The 25,945-nt window shown below is 63.6% G+C and carries 19 protein-coding genes and 1 pseudogene; 12 read left to right on the forward strand and 8 right to left on the reverse strand.

All coding sequences use genetic code 11. The annotated features are described in order from the left end of the window. Positions 1-28 precede the first annotated feature (28 nt). The 3 genes and pseudogenes from FJT57_RS11725 to FJT57_RS11735 all read right to left on the reverse strand — a co-directional run bounded on the left by FJT57_RS11725 (position 29) and on the right by FJT57_RS11735 (position 3,763). Positions 29-1,066: a sodium:calcium antiporter gene (locus FJT57_RS11725; RefSeq protein ID WP_144905442.1), complete on the reverse strand. Its 1,038-nt coding sequence runs from the start codon at positions 1,064-1,066 to the stop codon at positions 29-31. A 143-nt stretch (positions 1,067-1,209) separates the two neighbouring features. Then, positions 1,210-2,752 (reverse strand): annotated as a pseudogene (locus FJT57_RS11730) (phosphoenolpyruvate carboxykinase (ATP)). A 363-nt stretch (positions 2,753-3,115) separates the two neighbouring features. Continuing rightward, complete coding sequence (locus FJT57_RS11735; protein WP_144905444.1) at positions 3,116-3,763, reverse strand: bifunctional 4-hydroxy-2-oxoglutarate aldolase/2-dehydro-3-deoxy-phosphogluconate aldolase; 648 nt, start codon at positions 3,761-3,763, stop codon at positions 3,116-3,118. A gap of 301 nt (positions 3,764-4,064) precedes the next feature. On the opposite strand from FJT57_RS11735, the gene FJT57_RS11740 reads away from it, so the two are divergent. The 4 genes from FJT57_RS11740 to FJT57_RS11755 all read left to right on the forward strand — a co-directional run bounded on the left by FJT57_RS11740 (position 4,065) and on the right by FJT57_RS11755 (position 6,978). After that, complete coding sequence (locus FJT57_RS11740) at positions 4,065-4,730, forward strand: SCO family protein (protein ID WP_144905446.1); 666 nt, start codon at positions 4,065-4,067, stop codon at positions 4,728-4,730. A gap of 27 nt (positions 4,731-4,757) precedes the next feature. Continuing rightward, entirely contained in the window at positions 4,758-5,294 is a 537-nt protein-coding gene (locus FJT57_RS11745) for a TlpA family protein disulfide reductase (RefSeq protein ID WP_144905448.1), read from the forward strand. A 32-nt stretch (positions 5,295-5,326) separates the two neighbouring features. Then, on the forward strand, positions 5,327-6,016 hold the full coding sequence (locus tag FJT57_RS11750; protein ID WP_144905813.1) for a cytochrome c biogenesis protein CcdA: 690 nt from the start codon (positions 5,327-5,329) through the stop codon (positions 6,014-6,016). 80 nt (positions 6,017-6,096) lie between these two features. Continuing rightward, positions 6,097-6,978 carry a VOC family protein gene (locus FJT57_RS11755; protein ID WP_144905450.1) on the forward strand — a complete coding sequence of 294 codons (882 nt, stop codon included), beginning with the start codon at positions 6,097-6,099 and terminating at the stop codon, positions 6,976-6,978. 85 nt (positions 6,979-7,063) lie between these two features. On the opposite strand, the gene FJT57_RS11760 is transcribed toward FJT57_RS11755, so the two are convergent. Continuing rightward, complete coding sequence (locus tag FJT57_RS11760) at positions 7,064-9,697, reverse strand: heavy metal translocating P-type ATPase (protein ID WP_144905452.1); 2,634 nt, start codon at positions 9,695-9,697, stop codon at positions 7,064-7,066. 299 nt (positions 9,698-9,996) lie between these two features. On the opposite strand from FJT57_RS11760, the gene FJT57_RS11765 reads away from it, so the two are divergent. From FJT57_RS11765 to FJT57_RS11780, 4 genes are all read left to right on the forward strand, one after another. Next, entirely contained in the window at positions 9,997-11,031 is a 1,035-nt protein-coding gene (locus tag FJT57_RS11765; RefSeq protein ID WP_144905455.1) for a zinc-dependent alcohol dehydrogenase, read from the forward strand. Between the two features lie 6 nt (positions 11,032-11,037). Beyond that, positions 11,038-11,445, forward strand: coding sequence for a 6-carboxytetrahydropterin synthase (locus FJT57_RS11770; RefSeq protein ID WP_144905457.1), 408 nt, complete (start codon positions 11,038-11,040; stop codon positions 11,443-11,445). Between the two features lie 19 nt (positions 11,446-11,464). Further along, positions 11,465-12,367 carry a class I SAM-dependent methyltransferase gene (locus tag FJT57_RS11775; RefSeq protein ID WP_144905459.1) on the forward strand — a complete coding sequence of 301 codons (903 nt, stop codon included), beginning with the start codon at positions 11,465-11,467 and terminating at the stop codon, positions 12,365-12,367. Positions 12,368-12,625: 258 nt separating this feature from the next. Beyond that, on the forward strand, positions 12,626-13,315 hold the full coding sequence (locus tag FJT57_RS11780) for a DUF1028 domain-containing protein (RefSeq protein WP_144905461.1): 690 nt from the start codon (positions 12,626-12,628) through the stop codon (positions 13,313-13,315). A gap of 27 nt (positions 13,316-13,342) precedes the next feature. Here FJT57_RS11780 and FJT57_RS11785 read toward each other — a convergent pair whose 3' ends face one another. Genes FJT57_RS11785 through FJT57_RS11800 form a run of 4 tightly spaced genes read right to left on the reverse strand, consistent with a single transcriptional unit; the run spans position 13,343 to position 19,052 of the window. Further along, entirely contained in the window at positions 13,343-15,514 is a 2,172-nt protein-coding gene (locus FJT57_RS11785) for a dipeptide ABC transporter ATP-binding protein (protein ID WP_144905463.1), read from the reverse strand. Further along, positions 15,511-16,416 carry an ABC transporter permease gene (locus tag FJT57_RS11790; RefSeq protein ID WP_144905464.1) on the reverse strand — a complete coding sequence of 302 codons (906 nt, stop codon included), beginning with the start codon at positions 16,414-16,416 and terminating at the stop codon, positions 15,511-15,513. Before FJT57_RS11790 ends, FJT57_RS11785 begins: the two co-directional genes overlap by 4 nt. Then, positions 16,416-17,369: an ABC transporter permease gene (locus FJT57_RS11795; RefSeq protein ID WP_144905466.1), complete on the reverse strand. Its 954-nt coding sequence runs from the start codon at positions 17,367-17,369 to the stop codon at positions 16,416-16,418. Before FJT57_RS11795 ends, FJT57_RS11790 begins: the two co-directional genes overlap by 1 nt. Positions 17,370-17,387: 18 nt before the next feature. Beyond that, positions 17,388-19,052: an ABC transporter substrate-binding protein gene (locus tag FJT57_RS11800; protein ID WP_144905468.1), complete on the reverse strand. Its 1,665-nt coding sequence runs from the start codon at positions 19,050-19,052 to the stop codon at positions 17,388-17,390. A 173-nt stretch (positions 19,053-19,225) separates the two neighbouring features. On the opposite strand from FJT57_RS11800, the gene FJT57_RS11805 reads away from it, so the two are divergent. From FJT57_RS11805 to FJT57_RS11820, 4 genes are all read left to right on the forward strand, one after another. Further along, complete coding sequence (locus tag FJT57_RS11805) at positions 19,226-20,359, forward strand: glycosyltransferase family 2 protein (protein ID WP_144905470.1); 1,134 nt, start codon at positions 19,226-19,228, stop codon at positions 20,357-20,359. A gap of 168 nt (positions 20,360-20,527) precedes the next feature. Further along, on the forward strand, positions 20,528-21,871 hold the full coding sequence (locus FJT57_RS11810) for an MBL fold metallo-hydrolase (protein WP_144905472.1): 1,344 nt from the start codon (positions 20,528-20,530) through the stop codon (positions 21,869-21,871). Positions 21,872-22,075: 204 nt separating this feature from the next. Beyond that, positions 22,076-23,179, forward strand: a complete 1,104-nt coding sequence (locus FJT57_RS11815) for a Gfo/Idh/MocA family protein (protein WP_144905474.1) — start codon at positions 22,076-22,078, stop codon at positions 23,177-23,179. Positions 23,180-23,988: 809 nt separating this feature from the next. Beyond that, positions 23,989-25,944 carry a right-handed parallel beta-helix repeat-containing protein gene (locus tag FJT57_RS11820; protein WP_144905476.1) on the forward strand — a complete coding sequence of 652 codons (1,956 nt, stop codon included), beginning with the start codon at positions 23,989-23,991 and terminating at the stop codon, positions 25,942-25,944. Position 25,945: the final 1 nt, after the last annotated feature.

Raw genomic sequence — 25,945 nt, forward strand, 5'->3', positions numbered from 1 at the left:
GACCCTGCTCGCCTGCCGGAAGGGACGACTACGCTCCTTTGATGAACTGGGTCATTCCGAGGGCTTCAGAGACGATCCACACGACGAACAGGCCGTACGTGAAGAGCAGCGCGTAGGCCTCCGAGTTCGTGATAACCAGATCAGTCCGAAGGACCGTAAAGAGGAGTACGGTGGCGAAGGTGAGCACGCCGAACATCGGGGCGGCGACGGCGAAGTTCACCGGCATACTGCCCGCGATCAACACGCCGATCGGAATCGCGACTAACAGATCGAACGTGTTCGATCCGAACACGTTGCCGAGGCTCGTGATGTCGTTACCCGACGAGGCGGAACGAACGCTGACGAGTAAATCCGGCAGGCTGGTCGCCGCGGCGATGATCGTGACACCGGCGAGGAACTCGGGGACGCCGAACGTCTGCCCGAGGGAGTCGACGCTTCCCACCAGTTGCTCTACGGCGAGTAAGATGAGCAGTAAGCCGCCCGCGAGTCGCATCCACTCGCGGCCCACGGCGATCCCCTCGGGGGCGTCGTCCGCGTCGTGATCGCTCACGTCCTGCCACTGAATGAAGAGATACAGCCCGTACAACAGGAGTGGAAGCAGCGCCAACGGGCGAGTCAGCTGTCCGCTCAGCTCCGGAATCTCCGGGTCCGGGGCATAAATCACCGCCAGCGCGAACGTGATGACCAGCGCAGACACGGCGAGCATGTAGAACTGCGCTTCCTTGTACACGACAGTGCGGTCCGTTTCGAGGTGCCCATCGGACGTGAGACCGGAGAGCGCCGGAATCACGAGAATGTTGAAAATTGCGGACCCGACGATCGCTCCGATCCCCATATTGAACGTGCCCGCGAGCGCGGTGAACACGACGCTCGCCAGTTCGGGAAAGCTGGACCCGATCGCGACGACGATCGAGCCCTGAACGACCGGTGGCAGGCCGTAATACGCCGAGAGGTGCTCGGCTGAGCTCTCGAGCCATCCGCTGCCGAACCAGATGACGCCGGTCGCGATCACGATAAGGAACACCTGAATGAGCGGAGTATCCGGTAAGAGACCACCGAGGACCATCGTCTCGTTGACTCTCCGTCGCCGCGGTTAATTATTTTCTTTGCGCCGCACGGTGTGATATCTTCGCCACGTCGGACGAGAAACGGGACTGTCGAGGAAAAATGCGGACCTTACTGCCTCGCATCGCGCGTTCCGCCGACGTCTCAGTAGGCGGCGTCTACGATTTCACCGTCGAGATTGGTGAACGCCGCGAGGTAGGCGCGGCGTTCGGCGCGGAGCGACTCGTGAGCGTCCTCGAAGTCGTCGACGTGCGCCGCGACCGCGAACCGATCGATGTCGATGCCGGGAACGTTCGCGGGGACCGCCAGCCCGAGGTCGTCGTCGTGTGTCCACTCGATGCTGCCGCGCGCGGTTCCTTCGAGGACGGCGACGGTCTCCTCGACGCCGACGTCCACCGGGTCGTCCGTGCCGACGGCCCCGGTGTTGATGATGAAGCAATCGACGTCCAGGTCGTCGATCAGGTCGCGGAAGCGGTTCCCCTCTTCGCCCTCGGAGCCGACGATGAACGGGTTCGTTCCGACGACCCGGATGGACTCGCCGATGCGGGAGGGATCGCCCGCGCTCGTCTCGATGGACTCTCCGAGCATGAACGCCGCCGCCGCCTGCGTCTTCGTGAGTTTCGCGATCGGCGGCATCAGCGGGTTTCGGGTGATGAAAAACACCTGATCGACCCGCGGCAGGTCGATCTCTTCGGCGGAGCTCTCTAGGTGCGCCCGGCGGATCACCGCCCGCGCATTTCTCCCGTAGCGCGGTTCGTCGAAGTGGACCGTTCCGTCGCCCTCGATGGGGCGGGACGTCGTGTCGCTTGCAGACGACGGGGTTGGCCCGCCGTCGACGTCGACGTTTTCGAGTACGGCCCCCTCGTCGGTCGCGGCGTCGTACAGTTCGGGTTGTTCGTCAGCGTCCAACCCGAGCGTCTTGATGTAGAGGCCGCCACCCTCGCTGCCCGCGACGGTACCTGAGGGAAGCAGCGCGCACACGTCGTCTTGGAGCATCTCCGCGTGCTCCCGTCCGTGCAACCACAGCCCGTGACTGGTCAGGGTCGACTTCCCGGTTCCGGAGAGGCCCAAGAAGAGTTGTCCGACCTCGCGTCGCCCCTCACTGTCATCGAGCGTGACCCGCTTGCTTCCCGCGTGAAGGCCGAGGCCGCCCGCTCGCTTCGCGCGGTGCATAAACAGGCGGAGGAACGACTTCTTCGCCTCCCCGGTGTAATCGCTGCCGAGGACGGCAGTCAGTCCCGCTTCCGGAAGGATACGGATTCGCGGCTCCTCGGTGGCGTCCGGAAGCTGGACGGTGACGAAATCGGGTTCGGCGCCGCCTGCGGGATCGAGGAGCTTCGCCCACGCGAGCGCGATCCGACCGGCACACCGCCGAGACTTCCTCGTGTCGACCCACCACTCGATCGACGCAGAGCACGTCGTTGGCGGGATCGTTTACCCACTCCAGGGCCTCCTCGAACGACCTGAGATCCGCCTCGTCGAACGCCGTATCGACCGCGTTCGCGGTTCGATCCGAGCTCCGAGAGCGGTACTCGCTCACGTACGATGGGGCCCCGAATTCCGTCGTGGTCTCGAGATGCGCGGAATACGCTCTGAGATCGGCGAACGAGGGATTGTGCGTAACGTGGTCCGCAGCCGCGGGATCGGGGAACTCGTCGATCGTCGGCTGACGGGTCGAGTGTGCCATCTTAGTAGTCGATCGGCGAGTACGTCGCATAAGTTTGCTGAATGCGCCGTTTTCCTCAGGATAATGATGTAGGTTCCCGTACGGTATTGGAGTTGTCTCTCCGGCTCGATCTGACTAACAGAGAGACGCCCAGACGATCACGCTGGGTGAAGCTCTCGGGACGACTGACTGAAACGGTACGGTGCTGTGCATCTGACCACACATTCGATTGGCACGTTGACCGGTACCAAACTGATCGGCTCGTTGTGCATTCTGCCGGTGGTCACTAAGTGAACATTTCCCGTAGAACGGCGTATCGAGCTACCCCAAGACGTCAGTAAGTCTCAAACCCGATTGCAACTCGAATTTTGTTCGAAACCTGATTTATCTTTCGTCGATCACGTCTCGGAACGCGGCGGCGCGCTCGGTCAGCGCGTCGTAGTCCTCGTCGGCAACGGCGTCGGCGTCGACGAGTCCCCCACCGACGCCCACCGCGTCGGCACCGGCTTCGAGGAACGCCTCGACGTTGTCCAGCGAGACGCCACCCGTCGGGATCAGCGGCAGGTGTTCGAGCGGTCCCTTCAGGCTCCGGACGTGTCCGGGGCCGAGTGATGACGCGGGGAATACTTTCAGGACGTCAGCGCCCGCCTCGTAGGCGGTGACGGCCTCCGTCGGAGTCATCACTCCCGGTGCGACGACGGCCCCGTATCGGTTGCACGTGCGGACCACCGCTTCGTCGAAATTTGGGGTGACGACGAACGACGCGCCCGCGCGGAGCGCCGCGCCCGCGGTATCGGCGTCGAGGACGGTTCCCGCCCCGATGAGGGCCTCGGAGCGGTCGAACCGCTCGCGCAACCGCGAAACCGTGTCGAGCGCGCCGTCGGTGTCCGCGGTCACCTCGATCACGTCGACGCCGCCCGCGACGAGGGCGTCCGCAACGTCGACGGTCTGTGCCGCCGGGACGCCGCGGAGGACACCGATGATCCCCGTTTCGAGCAATCGGTCCAAATCTGCGTGTCGCTGTGGGCTCATACCCGTTTCGTGGCGCGAAACGCTGATAAATTCCCCGACGACTCACACACTCGGGTACGTTTCCAATTGAGTGTCGTCACGACGAACTCGGCTACGGTCCATCTGCGGTGTGAGTAATACTGACTGTTCTCCGATCACTATCGTAGCGTCTGCAACTAAGTGCTCAGTCGATCCCCCGCCCCGTGCGATCGCGCGAGCGAGGATTTGCAAACGATACGACAGCCATCTGTCGGCGGTTCTCACCAACCGAGAACTGGCCACGTCGCTTATAGCCGTGTGACCCTGATACAATACAACCAGTATGCAACGACGGACCGTTCTTCGGGCTGTCTCGGCCGCGGGCGTTGTCGGCACCGCGGGCTGTCTCGGCCTCGGTGACTCCAACCCCCACGTCGTTCTCGACGAGCCCGACCGCGACTACGCGAGCGACGAACTCCCCTACCCCGCGTGGGGGCAGCGCGTTCCGGACGTGACGCTTCCTGACCCAATCAGTGGGGACTCGTTCTCCACGCGCTCCGTTGAGATGCCCGCGGTCTACACGTTCTTCTTCAGCCACTGCGACACCGTCTGTCCCGTGCTGATCCAATCTCTGCGGAACGTACAGACGCATGCTATCGAGGAGGAGTACGCCGACGCGGTCGCCTTCTTCCCGGTGACGTTCGACCCCGAACGCGACGACCGCGAGCGTCTCGAAACCTACGCCGCGGAAATGAACGTCGCGCTCGACGCTGGAAACTGGCACTTCTTGCGCCCGGAATCGGTCGACCGCGCGAAGGCGACCGTCGAGGAGGAGTTCGGCGTCGCGTTCGAGAAAACGCGTCCCGAAGATATGGATACGTATATGTTCGTCCACGCGGCGATGACGTACCTCGTGAACGCGGACGGCTACGTGGAGCGTGCGTACCGGACCGACACTCCTGATCCCGAACGACTCATCGAGGACCTTCGAGTCGTTCGAAACGGCTAACCCTCACGTTCGAGAGGATCCGACACGATGAACCGACGACACTTCCTGACGGCGATCGGCGGACTCGGGCTCACCGGTGGGAGTGTCCTCGCCGTCCGCGGCGACTTCCCGAACCTGTTCGGCGAATCCTCGTCCCTCCCGGTCCGCGTCGAAACGATCGACGCGCCCGGGTCCTCCGCGGGCGAGGTCACGGTCCCGAACGCCGGATCGCCGACGCTCATCGACCTCTTTGCGACCTGGTGTGCCCCTTGTAAGGAACAGATGGACGAACTCTCGTCAGTCTACGAGGAATACGGCGACCGCGTGACGTTTGTTTCGATCACGAACGAGCGACTCGGCGACACGCTCACCGAACGTGACATCCGTGGGTGGTGGCGACGCCACCACGGTGCGTGGGCCGTGGGCGTCGACCCCAACAGCGACCTGATGGCTGCCCTCGGCGCAGGCGGGATTCCGTACCACGCGATCGCCGACGCGTCGGGGACGATCCGCTGGCAACAGGCGGGGCTTTCGACGGCCGAAACGCTTCGGACGGAACTGGACCGGGTGCTCGAAGCGCCGTGAACCCCCCGATCAGTTCCCTCGTCGACGGGACCATCGGATGTTTCGGGTTCGTCGGAAGCCTCGGAGCAACCGGCTCAACGGCCTTCCTCGGTGCCGTCGTCTTCGCCGCCAGCGCCGGAATCGCGACGTTTTTCGCCCCGTGTGCGTTCCCGCTCCTCCCCGGCTACGTCGGGTTTTACCTCGGCCGCGACGACAGCTCTCCGGCGCTCGTTTCCGGACTCACGGTAGCCACGGGGGCGATCCTGGCTCTCGGTGGGATCGCCGGACTCGCGTTCGCCGTCGGACAGCGCCTCACCTCGGTTCTCCCGCTTTTCGAGCCGATTATCGGCGGCGCGCTGGTCGTCTTCGGTGTGCTCGTCCTCTCCGGACGCGCCTCACCGACGATACCGCTCCCGAACCGGCCCGAGTCGCTGTTCGGGTTCGGCGTCTTCGGTGCCGTTTACGCACTCGCGGCGGCGGGCTGCGTCGTTCCGCTCTTTCTCGGCGTCCTCGCGCAGGCCTCGTCGCTGCCGCCCGGCCGCGGACTCCTCGTGTTGGGGACGTACGCCGGAACCGTCGCCGTTCCGTTGCTGGGCGTAACCCTGCTCTCCGACGCAGGCGTCACCGCTTGGCGCTCGCTCGGCGGATATGCCGGGCGGATGAAGCAGGCTTCCGGTGTTCTCCTCGTCCTCGCTGGAATCGGCCAACTGTACCTCTCGATCGTCGTCCTGAACGTTATCTGAGCCGAGAGCGGCCGTCTGATCCCGAGTTGGGCTTGGGGCGAAAGACGCTTCACATTCGGAGACCTTCTTCTGTGTACTGGATGACAGACTCGACAGTTTCACCGGACCTCCCCGCTGACACCCGTCTCGGCCGGACCGCGCTCCGCGTCGACGATCTAGAGGCGATGATCGACTTCTATCGGACGGTCGTCGGTTTGGAACTCTTCGATCGGCGCGCCGATGGCGCGACATTGGGCGTCGACAACACCCCACTTCTCGAACTCGACCGCGATTCCGACGCGCCGCCTCGCGAGCGGAACCAGGCCGGACTGTTTCACAACGCGTTCCTCGTCCCGTCACGGACCGCGCTGGGGGCCGCACTCGAACGCGTTCAAGACCACTGGCGGCTCGACGGCGCCTCGGACCATCGAGTGAGCGAGGCGCTGTACCTCTCGGACCCCGAAGGGAACGGAATCGAAATCTACCGCGACCGCCCCCGAGACCAGTGGCCGAGGACGGCCGACGGCGGCGTCGAGATGCCGACGCTCCCGCTGGATCTCGACGACGTCGCCTCGGCGTCCGACGGCGCCCCGGTGGCTCCCGAAGGGACGACGCTCGGCCACGTTCACTTGGAAGTTACTTCGATCGCTGAGACGCGCCGATTCTACGTCGAGACGCTCGGGTTCGACGTGCAGATGGACGTCGGCTCCGCGCTGTTCGTCTCCGCGGGCGGGTATCACCACCACTTCGGGCTGAACGCCTGGAACGGCCGGTCGGCACCGGCGGGCGGCCGCGGACTGGCGTGGGTAGAGATCGTTGTCCCCGGCGGCGACGCGCTCGACCGATTCCGCGAGCGACTCGAAGGTGCCGAAATCGACGCATCCGACGTCGATCCCGGAGATCCGGATAACGGTCAGTCGGCGATTCACGTCGTCGATCCGAACGGTATTCCGCTTCGGGTCCGCGTTGACCCGTCCTGCTGACCCATCCCGCTGACCCGTCCTGCTAACGACTCAGGCTGTGGATACGTTTGGGGTTTGCGTCCTTGCCGTTGACGCACGTTCGACCCTACTCCGGTCGCAACCGCGAGAGCCGCATTGCGTTACCCGTCACACCGACGGTCATCCCCGCGTCACCGGCCAGCACCGCCAGCCAGATCGGCACGTAGCCGAACGGCACGCCGACGGCCAACAGCGCCTTGATCCCCAAACTCGCCCAGATGTTCTGTCTGATGACGCCGTTCGCGTCGTGCGCCAGTTCGTAGAGGTAGGGGAGCCTCGAGAGGTCGTCTGCCATCAGCGCGATATCCGCCGTTTCGAGCGCCGTATCGGTCCCCGCTGTTCCCATCGCGATCCCGACCGTCGCCGTCGCGAGCGCGGGCGCGTCGTTGATGCCGTCGCCGACCATCGCCACGCCGCCGTGGTCACCGCGTCCGCCGCCGGACTCGTCGACGAGTTCGCGAATCGCCGCCACCTTCTCGTCGGGCAACAGCTCCGCGCGGTACTCGTCGACGCCGACCTCCTTGGCGATGGCCCGGGCGGTGCGGTCGTTGTCACCGGTCAGCATCACCGTCCGCTTCACGCCGAGTTCCTTCAACCGCGCGACGGCGCGCTCGGCCTCCGGCCTGACCTCGTCGGCGACGGCGATGACCCCCTCCAGCTCGTCCGCTGTTCCGACTAGGACGACGGTCTTCCCCTCGGCCTGCAGCGCGGGCACGGTATCTTCGAGGAGATCCAGACAGTCGTTTCGCTCGCAGATGCTTCGGGCGGTCCGCGTCACGACGCCGCCGTCGGTCGTCGCGTGGACGTGCGAGAGGTCGAACCCGAGCTCCTCGAACAGCCCGGGCTTTCCGGCGACGTGCGGCGTTCCCCCGAGCGTCGCTCGAACGCCCTTTCCCGTGAGGCTCTCGAATGACTCGATCTGCCCGGTCGCCTCGCCGTCGATGCCCGCCGCTCCCGCGGCGTCGACGATGGCCTCGCCGATCGGATGCTCGCTCCGCTGTTCGAGTCCTCGGGCGCAGCGGAGGACGTCCTCATCGGTGTTGCCGTTGAGCGCGATGACGTCCGTCACGGTGAGTTCGCCGCCCGTGAGCGTTCCGGTCTTGTCGAAGGCGACGATATCGACCGCGCCCATCGCCTCGAGGTGGGTTCCGCCCTTGATGAGCACGCCGTTCTTCGCCGCGCTCGTGATCCCCGACACGACAGACACCGGCGTCGAAATAACGAACGCGCAGGGACACGCGAGGACGAGGAGCGTCAACCCGTAGACGACTGCCGTCGGCCACGTGACGCCGAAGACGGCGGGCGTTCCGAGCGTCACGAGGACGGCGAACGCGACGACAACGGGCGTGTAGTAGGCGGAGAACCGCTCGACGAACTGTTCCCGATCGGTCTTCTTCGACTGCGCGTCCTCGACCATTTCGACGATCCGCGACAGCGTGTTGTCGCTCGCGCCCGCCGTGACGCGCACTTCGAGGTAGCCGCCCTCGTTGATCGTTCCGGCGTACACCTCGTCGCCGACGGCCTTGTCGACCGGGACGCTCTCGCCCGTGATCGGCGCTTGATTGACCGCGCTCTCGCCGTCGAGGACCTCCCCGTCCATCGGAAGTCGTTCGCCCGGTCGAACTATTACGACGTCCCCCGGCTCGACCGCTTCGACAGGGACCACTTCCTCCGAACCATCGGGGCGCTTCACGGTGGCCTCGTTCGGCGAGAGGTCCATCAGTTCCCTGAGGGAGTCGCGGGCGCGGTCCATCGAGTACCGCTCTAACAGCTCGGCGACGCTGAAGAGGAACGCGAGCGTCGCCGCCTCGAAGTACAGCGCCTCGCCGAAGGCGACGCTCGCGAGCAACGCCCCGATGATCGCGACCGACATCAGAAAGTCGATGTCGAGGTTCAGCGTGCGTGCGGAGTAGTAGCCGTTTCTCAGGATCGCCTGTCCGCCGCTGGCGACCGCGAGCAGAAAGAGGACGTCCGCGATGAGTAACTCGGTTCCGAGGAAGCTCCCGATCTGCGCGTTCGACCCCGTGAGAACGAACTCGAAGCCGAGGCCCAACCCGACGAACACGCCGCTGACCCACGTCTTGATCGCCCGTCCGCTCCGCCAGATCGAACTGCCGTCCCCGTCGCTGGACTCCCGTTCGTCATCTGTCGCCCCGCTGTCGGTGACGTCGTAGCCCGCACCCTCGATCGTCGCGACGATCTCCGACACGCTCGTCGCCCCGCTGTCGAACGTGACGGTGACAGTTCCCGTCGCAGGGTGGGTCTCGAAGTCGCTCACGCCCGCGAGGCGGCCCAAGGCGCTCTCGACTTTCCCCGCACAGGAGGCGCAGTCCATATCCGGAACGTCCAGCCTGGCCCGTTCCTGTGACGCGTTCGTCACTCGATACCCCGCCGATTCGATCCGTTCGGCGATCGCCTCGGGCGTCGTTCTCGCGGCGTCATAGTCTACTGTGACGCGTCCAGTCGGGACGTTCGGATCGACCGACTCGATTCCGTCCAGGGTGCCGACGCTCGATTCGACTTTTCCGGCACACGACGGACAGTCCATATCCGGAACCCCGAACCTCTCCGTGGTCGTACGCACGGGATCCGCTGGCTTCTCGGGGCGATGCGAACTTCCCGCGCTATCCGGATCGCCCGGCTCTCCGTTTCCGGAAGTATCCCCGTTGCGCTCCCGGTCGTTCTTCGTCGGTGCGGTCATTGGGAGAAGATAGCCGAGTACGACTTATTAACTTCACTGCTACTAAACCGGGTGATCTTCCCCTCTTCTTAACAAATTTCTATATTTAGTTATTACTCGAACCGGCATCTCTCCGCATTACCAGTGTGGGTTGTCAACACGGCCGACAGTATAAATACAGCGTAGCGCGCATCACTCAATTATATCGTGTATCGGCGCTGCCGCAGTCAGATAGACGCTGCCGACGATTCCCCGATGGACGCTTCTATCGGCATCGAACCCGCCTCAAACACTCCGCTGCTACCCACGTTCTCCCATCGATGAACCGGAAGTCCCTGTTCTTTACCGAGCCTCACGGAACCGCGATCAGGTCCACCTCCGTGGATATGGACTCGACGGACGTGCTCGTCGAAACGAGCGTGTCGGGCGTCAGCGCCGGGACCGAACTGCTCATCTACCGCGGCGAGGCGCCGACGGAACTCCCGGCCGACGAGACGCTCGATTCGCTCGACGGCGATCTCTCGTTCCCGCTTCGGTACGGCTACGCCGCCGTCGGCGACGTGGTTTCGGTCGGTGACGCGGTCGACGACGAGTGGGTGGGCCGATCGGTGTTCGCGCTCACGCCGCACGAGACCCACTTCGCGATTCCGCCCGCTGACGTGATCCCGGTGCCCGAAGACGTCGACAGCGAGTCGATGGCGCTGTTTCCCTCGGTCGAGACGGCGACGTCGCTCGTGCTCGACGGCCGACCGCGGATCGGCGAGGAGGTCGTGGTGTTCGGAGCGGGCGTCGTCGGCCTCTGTACGATCGCGATCCTCTCGTCGTTCCCCCTCGACCGACTCATCGCGGTCGAACCGATCCCGGAACGGCGCGACCGTGCCGTGGCGATGGGTGCGGACCTCGCCGTCGCTCCGGACGCGCTCGACGATGTCCTTGACGCGGAGGCGGGCGGTGCGAGCGCCCGCGATCACTCGTCACCGTCCGGTGCCGACCTGGTGTACGAACTCTCCGGTCGACCGGAGACGCTCGACGCCGCGGTCGCGGCCGCCGGATACGACAGTCGCGTCGTCGTGGGGTCGTGGTACGGTGACAAGCCGTCGACGGTCGATCTCGGCGGATCGTTTCACCGCGACCGAATCTCGGTCGAATCGAGTCAGGTGAGCACCCTCGCACCGGCGATCCGGGGTCGGTGGACGAACGTCCGCCGCGCGTCGGTGGCGCTCGAAGAACTCCGCGCGATGGACGCCGCGTCACTCATCACCCATCGGATTCCGTTCGACGAGGCCTCAGAGGCGTATCGTCTTCTCGACGAACGCGCGGACGGCGTCCTGCAAGTCCTGCTCACCTACGAGTGATTCATTATGTTCGACCCTGAGCGTACTGACGTGTACGAACTGACGGTCACGCGGGACTTCATGGCTCAGCACTTTCTCACCGTGCCCGACCCAGGGCCGGAGGGAGACGTTCACAGCCACCACTTCACGGTCGAAATCTGCTTCGAGGGCCCGGTACTGGGCGAATACGGATACCTGGTCGATATCGACGTTGTCGAGACTATCCTCGACGATCTGGAGGATCGATACCGCGACGCGCTTCTCAACGACCTCCCCGAGTTCGAGGGGTTGAATCCGAGCGTCGAACACTTCGCCCGTCTGTTCGGCGACCGCGTCGAGAGCTACCTCGCAGATCCGACACCGGAGGGGTTGACCGTCCGAATCTGGGAGGACGACGTCTCGTGGGCCGGACACACCCGACGGCTCGACGGGTGATGCCGGTGTCCGATCACCAATGAACCACGCTCGCGCCCGATATCTGGAGTCGAAGCGCTCCGTCGACGACCGCGCGCTCGCTCCCCGCGTCACCGAACGAATGCGTTCGGAACTCGACTCGAACCCGACCGTCGTCGAAGTGGGATGCGGCACCGGAGCGACGGTCCCGCGCCTGCTCGCTTGGGGGATCGACTCTGGGGAGTATCACGGGGTCGATACCGACGAGACCGTCGTCTCCTTCGCTCGCCGTGTGCGCCCGATGGGGCTCGAACGGGCTGGATACACGGTTGTCGACACTGCCGCTGACCGGTCGCTATCGATTTCCGGATCCGCCGGTGGGTCGACAGAGGGCTGCGATTTCACTGTCTCCGATCTCCGCGTCACGTTCGAGGCGTGCGAGGCGATCGAGACGCTCACGTCGATTTCCGATATCGATCTCGTGGTCGCGCAGTCGTTCGCTGATCTGGTCTCGCTCCCGCTGTTGATCGACGCGATCGAGGCGGCGCTCCGCCCCGGCGGGTTGGCGTATCTCCCGATCACCTTCGACGGTGGGACGATCTTCCAACCGGACCACCCGGCCGACGAGTCGGTTGAGCGTGCCTACCACGCCGCGATCGACGACCTCCCCGGGCGCGACGTTCACGCGGGACGGCACCTGGCCGACCTCCTCCGCCGACGCGAGGGGGAACTGATCGCGATGGCGAGTTCGGACTGGATCGTCCGTCCCCAGAACGGTTCCTACCCGGACGACGAACGGTATTTCCTCGGACAGATCCTCCGGTTCGTCGAGGAGGCGATTTCGTCGGCTTCGGCTGAGCCGTCCGAGTTCGACGATTGGCTCGCGACGCGTCGTCGACAGCTCGACGCGGGGGAACTCCTGTACGTCGCGCACGGATACGATCTCCTCTATCGGACTCGGTAGTTCCAGTTGTTGAACATTTCCCTGGGAGACACCGTCATTATTGATAATTCAACTTTCATATAGTTAAAAATGACAGTAAATTTCTCCCTACGACGATATTTGTATTCAACAACTACCCTAACCGCTTGAATGCAGTTTTCTATGTACCAAATCTATTTTGAATAGATTATACTACTAAATATATTACTATTCCTTTCCATTTTCCGAGGCACGAGTCGGACGGGCAAATATAAATCAGTGCAGGGAACAAGCAACGGTATGCGCTACGCCCCTGGAACTTTCTCGATAGCCGCACGCGACCCCGAAACCGAGACGTTCGGTACAGCAGTGACCACGGGGACCGTTTCGGTCGGCGCGACGTGCCCGTACGTGAGTTCGAACGCGGCCGCGCTGACGCAGGCGTTCACGAGGACGGAGCACGGGCGCGACGCCGTGGCGCGGGTCGATTCGGCTGAATCGGTCGATGACGCCTTCGAGTCGCTTCTCGCGGCCGACGAGCACGCCGACTACCGACAGGTGCACGGCGTCGACGCCGAAACGGAGTTCGTCTTTACGGGCGATCACTGCAGCGAGTGGGCGGGCTCTCGCGTCGGCGAGCACTACACTGTCGCCGGAAATCTCCTTGCTGGCCCCGAAGTGGTCGAGGCCGCGGCCGACGCGTACGAGGAAACTCAGGGCGATATGGCCGAACGACTCGTTTCCGCGCTGGAGGCGGGCGAACGTGCCGGTGGCGACGACCGCGGCGAGATGAGCGCGGCGATTCTCGTTCACGCGCCCGAGCCGGAGTTCTATCACAACCTCCGGGTAGACCTCTCCGAGACGCCGGTCTCCGATCTCCGAACGCTGCTCGAAGAGGCGCGCGAGGCGAAAGAGCGGGTTCGGATCGAGACCGACAAGTTGTTCGAGGAGTACCCCGCGGAACTACTGGATTTCGGCGTGAAATACTGAAAAACGCGCGGCGGTCGGTCCGCCTCCTCAGTCGGATCCAGCGACCTCTCTTTTCTCTCTGGGGGCGATGAACGAGTCGCGCTCGCTCATCTCAGCGACCGAGAGGTGACAGGAGATGCGGTGGTCGTCGTCCCCGACCGCCTCCAACTCCGGTACCTCTTGCTCGCAGACGTCGCCGATCTTCTTCGGACAGCGCGTCTGGAACGGGCAACCCGACGGCGGATCGATCGGGCTGGGGACGCTTCCTTCCAGGAGGATCCGGTCGGTTTTCCGCTTCGGATCCGCGTGCGGGACCGCCGACAGGAGACTCTCCGTGTAGGGGTGGAAGGGTGCCGAGAAGATGTCACCGATACGTCCGAACTCGGCGATCTTGCCGAGGTACATCACGGCCACGCGGTCGCAGATGTGCCGGACGACGCCGATGTTGTGCGAGATGAACAGATACGAGATGTTCGACTCCTCTTGGATCTCGTTGAGCAGATTCAGGATCTGCGCCTGGACGCTCACGTCGAGCGCGGACACTGGCTCGTCGCAGACGATGAGCTTGGGTTCGACGGCGAGCGCGTGCGCGATGGCGACGCGCTGCTGTTGGCCGCCGGAGAACTCGTGGGGGTACTTGTTCGCGGCGTCGCCCGAGAGGCCGACGCGTTCGAGCAGCTCTCGAACCCGCTGGCGCTTCTCCTCGCCGGTCGCGATGTCGTGTCGCTCCATCGCGCGGCCGATGATCCGTCCCACGGGCTTTCGCGGATTGAGCGAGCTGTGCGGGTCCTGGAAGATGATCTGCATCTCGCGGCGCAGACTTCGGATGGCGCCGGATCCAAGGTCGTGGATCGGTTCGCCCTCGAAGTACACCTCGCCGCCGGTCGGTTCCAACAGCCGGAGCACCGTGCGGGCGACCGTCGACTTGCCACAGCCGGATTCGCCGACGAGGCCGACCGTTTCGCCCGGATAGATGTCGAAGCTCACGTCGTCGACGGCCTTGACGTACCGTCGTTCGATCGTCGGCAGACCGCCGCCCTCGCGGGAGAGTCGAACGTTTCCGAGCAGCCCTTCGCCCGCACTGAAGTACTTCTTTAGGTTGCGGACCTCGAACAGCGGCTCCCCCGAGCGGTCGATCTCCCTCCTTCCGCCGCCCGATTTGGCGGCGGTGCTCTCAGAGAGGTCGAGGTCGTCGGCGTGAATACACGCCGCTCGCGAGGATCCGTCACCGACTCCTTCGAGCGCTGGATCGCCCCCGCTCCGACAGGCCTCCGTGGCGTGCGGACACCGCGGCGCGAAGTTGCAGCCGCTCGGCAGATCCGAGAGGTCGGGCATCGCCCCGTCGAGCGTCGGCAGCTCGTCGTATTCGGTTTCGACCTCCGGAATCGAATCGATGAGTGACCGCGTGTAGGGGTGTCGCGGACGCTCGAAGAGGTGATCCAGTTCGGCCGTCTCGACGAGGTTCCCCGCGTACATCACGCCGACGTGGTCGCACGTCTGCGCGACGACGCCGAGGTTGTGGGTGATCATCAGGACGGCCGTGTTCTCGCGCTCCTGCATCTCGTTGAGCAGGTCGAGAATCTTCGCCTGGGTCGTCACGTCGAGCGCCGTCGTCGGTTCGTCGGCGATGATGAGGTCCGGTTCGCAGGAGAACCCGATGGCGACAAGCACGCGCTGGCGCATCCCGCCGGAGAACTCGTGCGGGTAGTCGTCGATTCGCTCTTCGGCGTCCGGGATACCCACGTCGTCCATCGACTCGATCGCGAGCCGTCGCGCCTCGGACTTCGAGACGCTCTGGTGTCGCCGGATCGTCTCGATGATCTGCTCGCCGACCGTCATCACCGGGTTCAGTGACGACATCGGGTCCTGCGGGATCATCGCGATCCGGTTCCCGCGGATGTCGCGCATCTCCTTTTCGCTCTTCTGCAGGAGGTCCTCTCCGTCGAAGACGACCTGCCCGTCGGTGATCTCTCCGGGCGGGTCGATCAATCGCATTATCGATCTCGCGGTGACGGACTTCCCGGCACCGGACTCGCCGACGAGCCCCATCGTGTCGCCGCGTTCCAACGAGAACGACACCCTGTTGGACGCGACGACCGGTTCGGTTTCCGTTCGGAATTCGGTTCGCAGCCCACGCACGTCGAGCAGGGGCTGGTCCGCCGACGAGTCGGCGGTGGACGATGCGACCGGGTCGGCGTCTTCGGCCTGTTGTGCGCTCATTCTATCGCCTCCACCTTCGGATCGAGGACGTCGCGGAGGCCGTCACCGAGCATATTGAACCCGACGACGGCGATACCGATCGCCAGCGCCGGGAACAGCAGCATCCACGGCGCGGTCTCCATGAATCCGCGACCGGTGTTGATCATCAGCCCCCACGACGGACGGGGCGGCTGTGCGCCGAGCCCGAGGAACGAGAGGCTCGCTTCCGCGAGAATCGCGAACGATACGTTGAGCGATCCCTGGACCAGTATCGGTGCCATACAGTTCGGGAACACCTCGCTGAAGACGATCCGCGTGTCGCTCTCGCCGCGGGCGACGGCCGACTCCACGTAGGCTTCATTGCGTTCGGCGAGAGCCGCACTCCGCGAGACCCTCGCGATGTACGGCGTGTAGACGAACGCGAGCGCGATGATGACGTTGACCAACTCCGGCCCCAACACGACCAGTAAGGTCAGCGCCAGTAACACCGGTGGGAACGCCATCGCGGCGTCCATCACCCGCATTATGATCTCGTCGGTCAGCCCACCGGCGTACCCCGATACGACGCCGACGACGGCGCCGACGAGGAGCGCGCCCGAGATCGCGCCGAACCCGACGTACAGCGAGATTCGGCTACCGAGCACGACTCGGCTGAAGATGTCGCGGCCGAGGTCGTCAGTGCCGAAGGGGTGCTCGACCGACGGCGCTTGCGTCCGGTCTTCGACGCTCGTATCGTTCATCTCATACGGCGCGATAAACGGCGCGAACACGGCGACGAAGATCAACGAGAGGACGATGACCAGGCCGACCATCGCCTTCGTGTTGGATCGGAACTTCTTCGCGAAGGCGCGGATCCGCTCCTTTTGGGACTCCGACAGGAAGCCGCCGTCTTCCTCACTCCCGCCGTGCTGTTCGACTGCCATTACTCGTCACCTCCGTATCGGATCCGCGGATCGAAGTACGCGTACAACAGGTCCGCGGCGAAGTTCGATATCATGTAGATCAGCGCGACGACGATGATGCAGCCCTGAATGAGCGGGATGTCGCGGCTCTGAATTGCGGTCAGCGTCAACCGGCCGATACCGGGCCAGAAGAACACCTCTTCGAGCACGACGACGCCGCCGAAGGCGTAGCTGAACTGGAACGCGATGACCGTGATGACGGGTATCACCGCGTTCTTCAGCGCGTGTCTCAGCACGACGACCCGCTGGCTCATTCCCTTCGCCCGTGCCAGCTTGATGTACTCGGCGCTCAGCACCTCTAGCATCGAGGACCGAGTCATCCGCATAATGTATGCAGTGAGGGCGAATCCCATCGCCCCTGCTGGGAGTACCAACCGTTTCAGCGAGCCAAGGAGGCTCTCAGTCGGTGAGGTGTATCCGCCCGTCGGGAAGATGTTAAACCAGACGGCGAACACCAAAATAAACACTAATCCCCACAGGAATATCGGCATCGAGATGCCGATGAACGCGAACATCGACGCCGCCACGTCGGGTGCCTCGTTTTGATTGACGGCGGCGTAGACGCCCAGCGGGATCGAGAGCGCGACCGCGATGAGGGTCGCACTCACGGCGAGCAGCAGCGATCGGGGAAGCCGTTCAGCGATAAGCGCTGAAACCGGCTCACCGAATCGAAGCGATTGGCCCATCTCCCCCTGTAGGAGCCCGAGTACCCAGTCGAAGTACTGTACGTACAGCGGACGGTTGAGACCCAACTGCGCCTGCAGCGCCGCGAGCGATTCCTCGGTGGCGTTGGGGCCCAAGATCACGAGCGCGACGTTTCCGGGGAGGATGTTCGTGACGGCAAACGCGATAAGCGTCACTAAGAACAGCGTCACCGCCATAAACCCGACGCGCCGTAACACGTAGTTGTACATCGATAGTCTGTCGACGAGTTAGCGGTCGAGCCAGTTGTCCGCGAACTGGAGCGTCGATCCGTCTGGTGCGCCGATGTCACCTTTGTACTGCGGTGCCGCGGCGTACAGGCTCGGCTGCCACCAGAGGAGGAGGTGACCGGCACGCTCCTCGTGCATGATCTCCGTCGCCTGGTGGTACAGGTCGGCGCGCTGGTCCTCGTCGTACATCGTTCGAGCCTCTTCGACGAGGGAGTTGTAGTCCTCGTTCACCCAGTTGGTGAAGAAGAACGCTCCGTTCGGGTGGAGGAACTTGTAGAACGACACGTCCGGGTACCACAGCGCGAGGTAGGAACTCGTCGTCGCCTGGAAGTTCTGATCGGTGAACACATCAGAAAGCCAGGAGTTCCAGGTGATCTGTTGGATCTCCAGGTCGATCCCTGCTTCCGCGGCGTCGTCGGCGATGACTTCCGCCGCTTGCACCTGCGTCGGGTACGACTGCGGGATCTTGAACGTCGCGGAGTAGCCGTCGGGCATCCCGGCCGCGTCGAGGTGCTCCTGCACCTTATCGAGGTCGCGCTCGCGGGGGCCGATGTCGGGATGCACCCACGGACTTCCGGGTGCCGCGGGCGAGGCAGTCGTCTGCCCGGTGCCGTACAGCGCAGCCTCCGCCACTTTCTCCTTGTCGATCGCGTAATCGAGCGCGAGGCGGGCGTCCTTGTTGTCGAACGGCTCACGGTCACAATTCAGGCCGAGGTAGACGAGCGACTTCGGGAACTGGCTCTCGAACCTGGCGTCGGGGTTCTGCTCGACGGTCGAGGCGTCCTTGGGGGCGACCCCGTTGATGAAGTCGTACTCGCCAGCTTGGAACGACTGGAGTCGAACGCTCGCGTCCGGTACTTCGCTCTTTTCAATCGTGTCGATGAACGGGCCGTCCTCATCGGAGGCTCCCCAGTAGTCCTCGTATCGGGACATCGTGAACGAGGTCTCGATTTCGCGATCCTCGAACTTGTAGGGGCCGGTTCCGATCGGCTCCTCGACCATGTCCTTTTCGGCGTTCTCGGCAGGCATCACCGAAAGTTCGGCCGTCGCCATCTTCGCGAGGAAGGGTGCGAACGGTTCCGTCAGTTGGATCTCGAACGTGTAGTCGTCGGGTGCGCGGAGCTCCTCGACGTGTTCGAAGAAGCCGGTCGCGAGGTAGTCGCCGTTCTGGACGCGCTCGTACGTCGCGAGCACGTCTTTTGACGTCATCTCTTTCCCGTTGTGGAACGTGACGCCCTCGCGGAGCTCGAACGTCAGGAGCGTGTTGTCCTCGGACTGCTCGAAGGACTTCGCGAGGTGAGGTTCGATCGAGTAGTCGTCCTGCAGTGCGACGACCTCCTCGTAGATGTTCTCCAGGACGCGCTTGGACGCGGCCGAGGTGTCGATGTGCGGGTCGAGGCCCTGCACCGGAACGGCGCCGCCCCACTGCAGCGTGCCGCCCATTTGTGCGTTACCGGATGACCCGTCGCCGCTCCCGGAGTCGCCGTCCCCACCGCTCCCGTCGCCGGACCCGTCTCCGGATCCGTCGCCCGAGTTGCCACCCGTACAACCGGCGAGCGCCGCCGCCCCCGTCGTCGCTGCGGCTCCAAGGAACGTTCGTCGCCCCACGCGACTGCGCGGAGGACTGCGAATGGGGCGATCTCGGTGCCGTCCCCGATCCGACAGTCCTCGACCACTCGCGGCCCGCGGCTCGTCTCCGTGTCCCTCGAGGTTTCAGCGTCCATACCACGCGACTCGCGGCGACTCACAAAGGTATAGACTCGTTACGGGGGTTCGATTTCGTTGAGAGAGCATAACGATAGGTCGGCGAGGAGTAGCCGCGAACGGATCTCACAGCTATGTACAACGAAAACGTCGTCGGGGTCGTCGTTCCGGCGTACAACGAGGAGGGGTTTGTCGGCAGGGTGATCGAGACCCTGCCGCCGTTCGTGGACCGCGCGTACGTGATCGACGACTGCTCGACCGACGGAACGTGGGATGAGATACAGGCCGCCGCCAAGGAGGTCAACTCCTCCGTCGACGCCCGCGATCGAGGGCCGAGTCGGTCGTCAAATGGCATCGGGCTGTCGGATGACAGTGCGCTCGCGACCCGACACAGCCACCGCAGCGACGGCGGATCCGTCGATGGAGCGGTTCGGTACGACAGGGGGAACGGGTCCGACGACGTCGCGTTCGACGGTCGAATCGTTCCGATTCAGCACGAGCGCAATCGCGGCGTCGGCGGCGCGATCAAGACCGGGTACCAGCGCGCTCTGACGGACGGAATCGACGTCGTCGCCGTGATGGGTGGGGACGGACAGATGCGCCCGGAGGAGTTACACCGGTACCTCGATCCCATCGTCGCGGGCGAGGTAGATTACACCAAGGGGAACCGACTGCTCAATCGGGAGTTCCGGCAGAGTATGTCCTCTTGGCGGTTGTTCGGAAACTGGATTCTCACGTTTCTCACGAAGATCGCCAGCGGATACTGGCGAACGATGGACCCCCAGAACGGCTACACGGCGATCTCGCGGGAGGCCCTCGAGGCGGTCGACATCGATCGGATGTACGAGGACTACGGCTACTGTAACGACCTCCTCGTCCGGTTGAACGTGGCGGAACTCCGCGTCGGCGACGTCCCGCGGCGAGCCAACTACGGCGACGAGACCAGTAGCATCCGATATCACACCTACATTCCCCGCGTCTCGGCGATGCTGCTTCGGGATTTCCTCTGGCGGCTCCGCGTGAAGTACCTCGTTCGCCGCTTCCACCCGTTGACCCTGTTGTACGGCCTCGGCGCCGGTGCCACCGCCTACGGAGCGGTCTCCCTGCTACGCGCGGTGCTCCCGCGGAGTCGCGCCCGCGATTCGGAACCGGTCACCGATGTGACGTCCGGCGTCACGCTGGTCGTCCTCGGTTGGATCGCGATGGTGCTCGCGATGGTGTTCGACCTGGAGGAAAACGCCGACAAGGAGCGGCGGTTCGACGAGTGAGCGTGTGCCCGCACGTCGGCGACACAGCCTCCCAAGCGGATTACGTCTCGGTAGCGGTACCCTTCGATGATGGCCGCTCGATGTCGGCGAGACGGTAGCCGACCGTTACGTGCGAAAGAATTTGTAGCTACTTGATACTTAATAGCGACCCTGTGCGACCTGGATTCAATGCAGGTAACGTACCTCAGTTCCGCGGCTATCGTGGTCGAAACTGCCGATGCGTCAGTGCTGTGTGATCCGTGGCTCGTCGACGGCGCGTTCGAGGGATCGTGGTGTCACTACCCACCGCTCGACGTCGAACCGGAGGAGTTCGACGGCGTCGACTACATATACATCTCGCACATCCACCCGGACCACTTCGATCCGGCGACGCTCCGGCGGATGGACACCGACATTCCGGTGTTGATTCACGACTACCGCTGGGATTATCTGAAAAACGAGATCGAGGCGCTCGGCTTCGAGGTGATCGAGCTCGATCACAACAGCCGAATGCACCTCACGGGCGATGTCCACGTCAACATCCTCGCTGCCGACGCGTGCGACCCCGAGGTCTGCGGCAACTACTTCGGCTGTTCGTGGGTCGAGGGGAATCCGGAACTCGGTTCCACACAGGTCGATTCGATGGCGGTCTTCGACGACGGCGAATACACGGTCGTCAATATGAACGACTGTCCGTACCCGATGGTCGAGCGGAGTATGCGACAGGTCAAGGGGAGGTACGGCGACATCGATCTGGTCTGTCACCAGTACAGCGCGGCCCAGTTCTACCCGCAGTGTATGGAGGATTACTCCCACGAGGAAAAACTGCAAGCGCGACGCGACGTAATCCTCGAAAAACATGAGCTCGCGACGGAGTTCATCGACCTGTTCGACCCCGAGTACTACATGCCGTTCGCCGGGGAGTACGTCCTCGCGGGTCGCCTCGCGCCGCTCAACCAGTACACGGCGAACCCCCCGCGGATTGAGGCGCTCGAATGGTTCGAGGCGAACGTCCCCGACGATCACCAGTGCGTGTTCCTCAACTCCGGCGAACATCTCGATCTCTCGGAAGGCACCGTTTCGAAGCCCTACGAACCGGTCGACCAGGAGGCGAAGAGCGAGTACATCGAGAACGAGCTTTCGACCCGTCGATTCGCGTACGAACACGATCCGATGCCGGACGTCGATGAGTTGCATGCGCTGATCGAACCCGCCTTCCAAAAGTTCGAGGAGAAGCGCCGGACGCTCGGATACGAGACCGCGACCACAGCGCTGATCGGTATCGCGCCCGAGCAGTACGTCGAACTCTCGTTCACGGGAGATGGGTACGACTTCGTCGACGATCCCGATCTTTCCAGCTACGACGGCTACGTGAAATTCGAACTCGATCCCCGACTCTTGGCCCGGCTCCTGTCGGGGCCGGATGCGGTTCACTGGGCGGACGCGAAGATCGGTTCTCACCTCGGTATCAGTAAACAGCCGGACATCTACGAGCGGCAACTGTACAACTGCTTGGGCTCCTTCCACGCGTGAATCAACTGCTCGAGTACCGCGGACCGCTATCGCAGAGCAGTACCCCCGTCATATGCTGTCCTTCGTGAACCGACAGTAGGGGACCCGATTTCCCTGCCGGAACAGCGGTTCTCGCTGTTATATTTTCGATTGTCGCGGTTTGGTTTCGGTTTTTCGCGGTTTGGTTCTTCATAACTATGGATATGCCTCGACGCTCTGCAACTGATGACGCTACGATCGGCAGTCGTCGGCGCGGGTGTCGTCTCCGAACGGCACCTCTCCGGATTGGAAAAGAACCCTCGGACGGACCTCGTCGCGATCTGTGACCGCGATAAAGAGCGAGCCCGAGAGAAGGCATTGGACTACGGGATCAAGGCGTACTACGACACGACCACACTGTTCGAAGACGAGGATCTCGATTGGGTACACGTCTGCACGCCGGTCGCCACGCACGTGCCGATCGCCGTGGAAGCCATCGAGGCTGGCGTTCCCGTTCTCATCGAGAAACCCGTCGCAGAGACGGTCGACGAGGTCGAGGAGTTGGCGGCGGCCGCCGAAGCCGCCGCCGTCACCGTCTCGGTGGTCCACAATCACGTGTTCGACCCCGTGATCAGAAAACTCCGAGAGCGGATCGACCGCGGGGATCTCGGCGAGATGCGCGGGATCGATCTCCAGTACACGGGATCGACGCCGCCGGACACGCCGAACCGCGGCAGCTGGGCCTTCGACCTCCTCGGCGGCGAGTTCGAGGAGGGGCTCCCGCACCCGCTGTATCTCGGGCTGCGAATCGGCGGCTATCCGGACGACCGAGCGCGGGTCTCCTCGCACACGGCACTCTGTGGCGAGTACGAGCAGGCGTTCGGGTACGACGGCGCACAGGTGGGGTATGTCACCGACGACGGCGTGCTGTGCAACGTCACGATGCTGTCGGGGACGATTCCCATTCGGATTCTCTACGTTCACGGCACCGAAACGTCGTTCGCGGCCGACATCGTTTCACAGACGCTCGTCGAGTTCGACCGCGATTACAAAGGCTCTCCGACCGGCCGTATGCTGAACAACGTGGATCAGGCCGTCGATCGGTTCACCGGCACAGTCGCAAACGCCGTGTCGGTTCTCCGCCGGTCCCGCGACGACAGCTGGGACGTCGCCACCGACCTGGATTCGCTGTATCACCAACTGGACCGCGAGGCAGAGGCGCTCCTCACCGGCGGCGAACCCGCCGTTCCGATCGAGGAGGCGCGCTGGACGATCGCGCTGATGGAGTCGATTCGGGAAAGTTCGGAACCGCGGGACGAGGCGAGCGCCACCGAGGCGCTGCAGGACTAACGCCATCGCTTGCGGCGCGTGCTGTCTTCACCCTCGTAGCGGGCGGTCCGACCCACGGAACGGCGACGTTGTAACCGCCTCCGCATCCGAGCGAACAACTGTTTCCGCATCCGAGCGAACGACTGCTGTCTGCGGTCGCGTGCGTGAATCCGTGCGCGACTCCCGTCTCGTGATGCGCAACTGCGACTGCCATCTCGTGGTCCCGACGTTGTCCTAGGTCCATACGGGCTTTCTCTTCCGACGATTTGCTCGCGCTATTTTCAACGCCCTGTTTGCAGCGTTCGGCTGCTTCGGCCGTGAGGTCGCGTTCGTCGCTCGGAATTTGATTCCCCACCGACGTCCCGAGGCTACGAGCGACGAGCGGTAGCTACGATCCGAGAAAACGGGTTATCGACCCAGTAGTCGGTGCCTAACGGCGTATTTTGTCATCGTTCCCGAAGCAATCGGTGGCCGATCCGGCGTATCCGCCGTCGATATCTCCTACGCGTGGACACGAAAAACAGGCTCAATTAGCCTGTTTTACGGCTGTATGGAACCCTTACCGCCCATTATGGTATCCTGTCACCTCCGGATCCGAACGCTCACTGTGGTCTCGTTACTGCTCGAAGATCGTAATCCCCTCCTACCCACTTGATTCGTCGCGCGCGCTCAGTAGGCAGATCCTACGACCAGACGCAGCCAGCGAACACGTACGCACAAGCAACTGATAATCATCCGTTAACCATCGGCTACGTAAGTATGAACAGCCTACTCGTTGACCCAATGAACCCACAAAAACGCTCTTTTCGGTAATCGCACTCTACCCGGATATGGCAAACAGCCATAACGGTAACGACGAACGTGGTTCGGGTGTCGGTCGCCGATCGTACCTGAAGCTTCTGGGTGGGGCAGTCGGTATGGCCACCATTACCGGGAGTACGGTCGCACAGAGTGCCGAGACCGACTCCGTCGTCAACCTGGGCGAACAGGGGTTGACTGACGGCGACGTAATCGACGACTACCTCGAGGAGTACTTCGAGAGCGGCGTCGAAGTGCGAGTTCCCGAGGGAGAGTACGAGTACCACGGCTCCGGATTCGGTGGTAATCGAAGCAACGCGGCGGTCGTCGGCGAGGGCGAGGTCATCATCACCAACGAAGCCGGTGAATACGGGGAAACGATCGAGGCCGAAAGCGGCGTCGTGGAAATCCGGAACTTCACGCTCCGCGGTGAATCCGGCCCTGACAAAACCCGATTCCGCCTGGAGGCCCAGTCGGAGGGCCACGTGCTGATCGACAACTTCAACCTTCCCGACGGGAACGTCAACCCCGGCGACGCGCGCGGGTTCTACGTCCCCTCCGGTCACGCTGGCGTCGTCGAGATCCAGAACTGTTACGTTGCCAATTTCTCGAACAACGGGATCTACGCGAGTTCGCCCGGGAAAGGCGAGGGCGGTCGGGTCATCGTCGAGAACTGTTTCGTCCACAACAACAACATCTCGGGCATTCGAATCGGCGGCACAGACAGCGTCGCCCGCAACTGTCTCGTCCTCAACGACGGCAGTCCACCGACGATCGACGAGGGCGGCACGGTCAATATGCGCGGTATTCGAATCGACACCGCGGGCGACGACGTGTTGATCGAAAACTGTGAAGTCATCCACTCCTACGAGGGAGCGGGCGCACCGATCGAACTCCACGACGAAGCCGAAGGCGGAAGCGGAACGATCCGAAACACGCTCATCGAGAACAACAGCGGGACGGACGCGATCCACGAGAAGGGAAGCTCCGCGAGCGGTTGGAGCGCGGAGAACGTCTCTATCAGCGGTGACGGTAGCCTCGAATATCCCTCCAACTTCAACGGCGTTTGCGTCGGCGACGACTGTCCGGTCCCGACCGGTGACGACCCGCAGGGCGAGGGAAGTGCGGACGGCTCCGACGACAGCGGTTCGAGCGACGGATCGTCGGACGACTCTCCCGATAGCTCGAACGACGGGGCGACCGACTCCGATTCGGAGGACTCCAGTTCTGGAACGGACGAGACGGACGATTCCCAGACGGACGATTCCCAGACGGACGATTCCGAATCGGAACCCGACGAGTCGTCGGGTTCGGAGACGACCGTCGGAACTGATGGCACGGAGCTCGTGGTTCTCTCCGAGAACTCAAACGGCGTCGATTACGAGTTCACCACGACCGGCGAGATCACGGGACTGTACGAGCGCGACCAGTACAGCGCGGATACGGCCGCACCCGCCGACGAAGTGACGGAGAACAACGACGGCACGTGGACCGCGACCGGATCGACCGGCGGCGGCAGTGCCAGCGGGGACGCCTTCCACTACGATGGCGCGATGGAGTCGTTCTCGGCTTCGGGCGACGTCCGCCAGATGACCCTGATCGCCGACGGCGAAGAGGTCACGTCTGATGACCTCCTCGCGGCCGAGGCCCCCGAAGACGAGACCGGCAGCGACACCGAGGAATCGTCTGGATCGACTTCGGACGACGAGTCCTCGCAGGATGACTCCCGCGAGAAGACCATCGTCTTCGACGGAACGACTGCGGACACGGTGGCCGCATACACCTTCCGCGTCTCCGGTGAAGTCACGCGCGATTCCTCGATCAGCACGGCTCCCGACGATAACCGCTTCGACAACCTCGAAGACTATGTCGTCGACGACACCGTCAGCGGGATCTTGGGCAAGGGCATCGACGGGTACCGTTACACCGGCCACATCGTCGAAATCGAATTCGACGGTGCTGCCGCAGTCACGATCGACGGTCAGTGAG

The sequence above is a fragment of the Halobellus captivus genome (assembly GCF_007655485.1).
GTDB lineage: Archaea > Halobacteriota > Halobacteria > Halobacteriales > Haloferacaceae > Haloquadratum > Haloquadratum captivum.

Excerpts from the sequence above, each read along its gene's own strand:
- FJT57_RS11725 (WP_144905442.1), bottom strand. The coding sequence starts at position 1,066 with ATGGTCCTCGGTGGTCTCTTACCGGATACTCCGCTCATTCAGGTGTTC.
- FJT57_RS11735 (WP_144905444.1), bottom strand. The coding sequence starts at position 3,763 with ATGAGCCCACAGCGACACGCAGATTTGGACCGATTGCTCGAAACGGGG.
- FJT57_RS11740 (WP_144905446.1), top strand. The coding sequence starts at position 4,065 with ATGCAACGACGGACCGTTCTTCGGGCTGTCTCGGCCGCGGGCGTTGTC.
- FJT57_RS11745 (WP_144905448.1), top strand. The coding sequence starts at position 4,758 with ATGAACCGACGACACTTCCTGACGGCGATCGGCGGACTCGGGCTCACC.
- FJT57_RS11755 (WP_144905450.1), top strand. The coding sequence starts at position 6,097 with ATGACAGACTCGACAGTTTCACCGGACCTCCCCGCTGACACCCGTCTC.
- FJT57_RS11760 (WP_144905452.1), bottom strand. The coding sequence starts at position 9,697 with ATGACCGCACCGACGAAGAACGACCGGGAGCGCAACGGGGATACTTCC.
- FJT57_RS11765 (WP_144905455.1), top strand. The coding sequence starts at position 9,997 with ATGAACCGGAAGTCCCTGTTCTTTACCGAGCCTCACGGAACCGCGATC.
- FJT57_RS11770 (WP_144905457.1), top strand. The coding sequence starts at position 11,038 with ATGTTCGACCCTGAGCGTACTGACGTGTACGAACTGACGGTCACGCGG.
- FJT57_RS11775 (WP_144905459.1), top strand. The coding sequence starts at position 11,465 with ATGAACCACGCTCGCGCCCGATATCTGGAGTCGAAGCGCTCCGTCGAC.
- FJT57_RS11780 (WP_144905461.1), top strand. The coding sequence starts at position 12,626 with ATGCGCTACGCCCCTGGAACTTTCTCGATAGCCGCACGCGACCCCGAA.
- FJT57_RS11785 (WP_144905463.1), bottom strand. The coding sequence starts at position 15,514 with ATGAGCGCACAACAGGCCGAAGACGCCGACCCGGTCGCATCGTCCACC.
- FJT57_RS11790 (WP_144905464.1), bottom strand. The coding sequence starts at position 16,416 with ATGGCAGTCGAACAGCACGGCGGGAGTGAGGAAGACGGCGGCTTCCTG.
- FJT57_RS11795 (WP_144905466.1), bottom strand. The coding sequence starts at position 17,369 with ATGTACAACTACGTGTTACGGCGCGTCGGGTTTATGGCGGTGACGCTG.
- FJT57_RS11805 (WP_144905470.1), top strand. The coding sequence starts at position 19,226 with ATGTACAACGAAAACGTCGTCGGGGTCGTCGTTCCGGCGTACAACGAG.
- FJT57_RS11810 (WP_144905472.1), top strand. The coding sequence starts at position 20,528 with ATGCAGGTAACGTACCTCAGTTCCGCGGCTATCGTGGTCGAAACTGCC.
- FJT57_RS11815 (WP_144905474.1), top strand. The coding sequence starts at position 22,076 with ATGACGCTACGATCGGCAGTCGTCGGCGCGGGTGTCGTCTCCGAACGG.
- FJT57_RS11820 (WP_144905476.1), top strand. The coding sequence starts at position 23,989 with ATGGCAAACAGCCATAACGGTAACGACGAACGTGGTTCGGGTGTCGGT.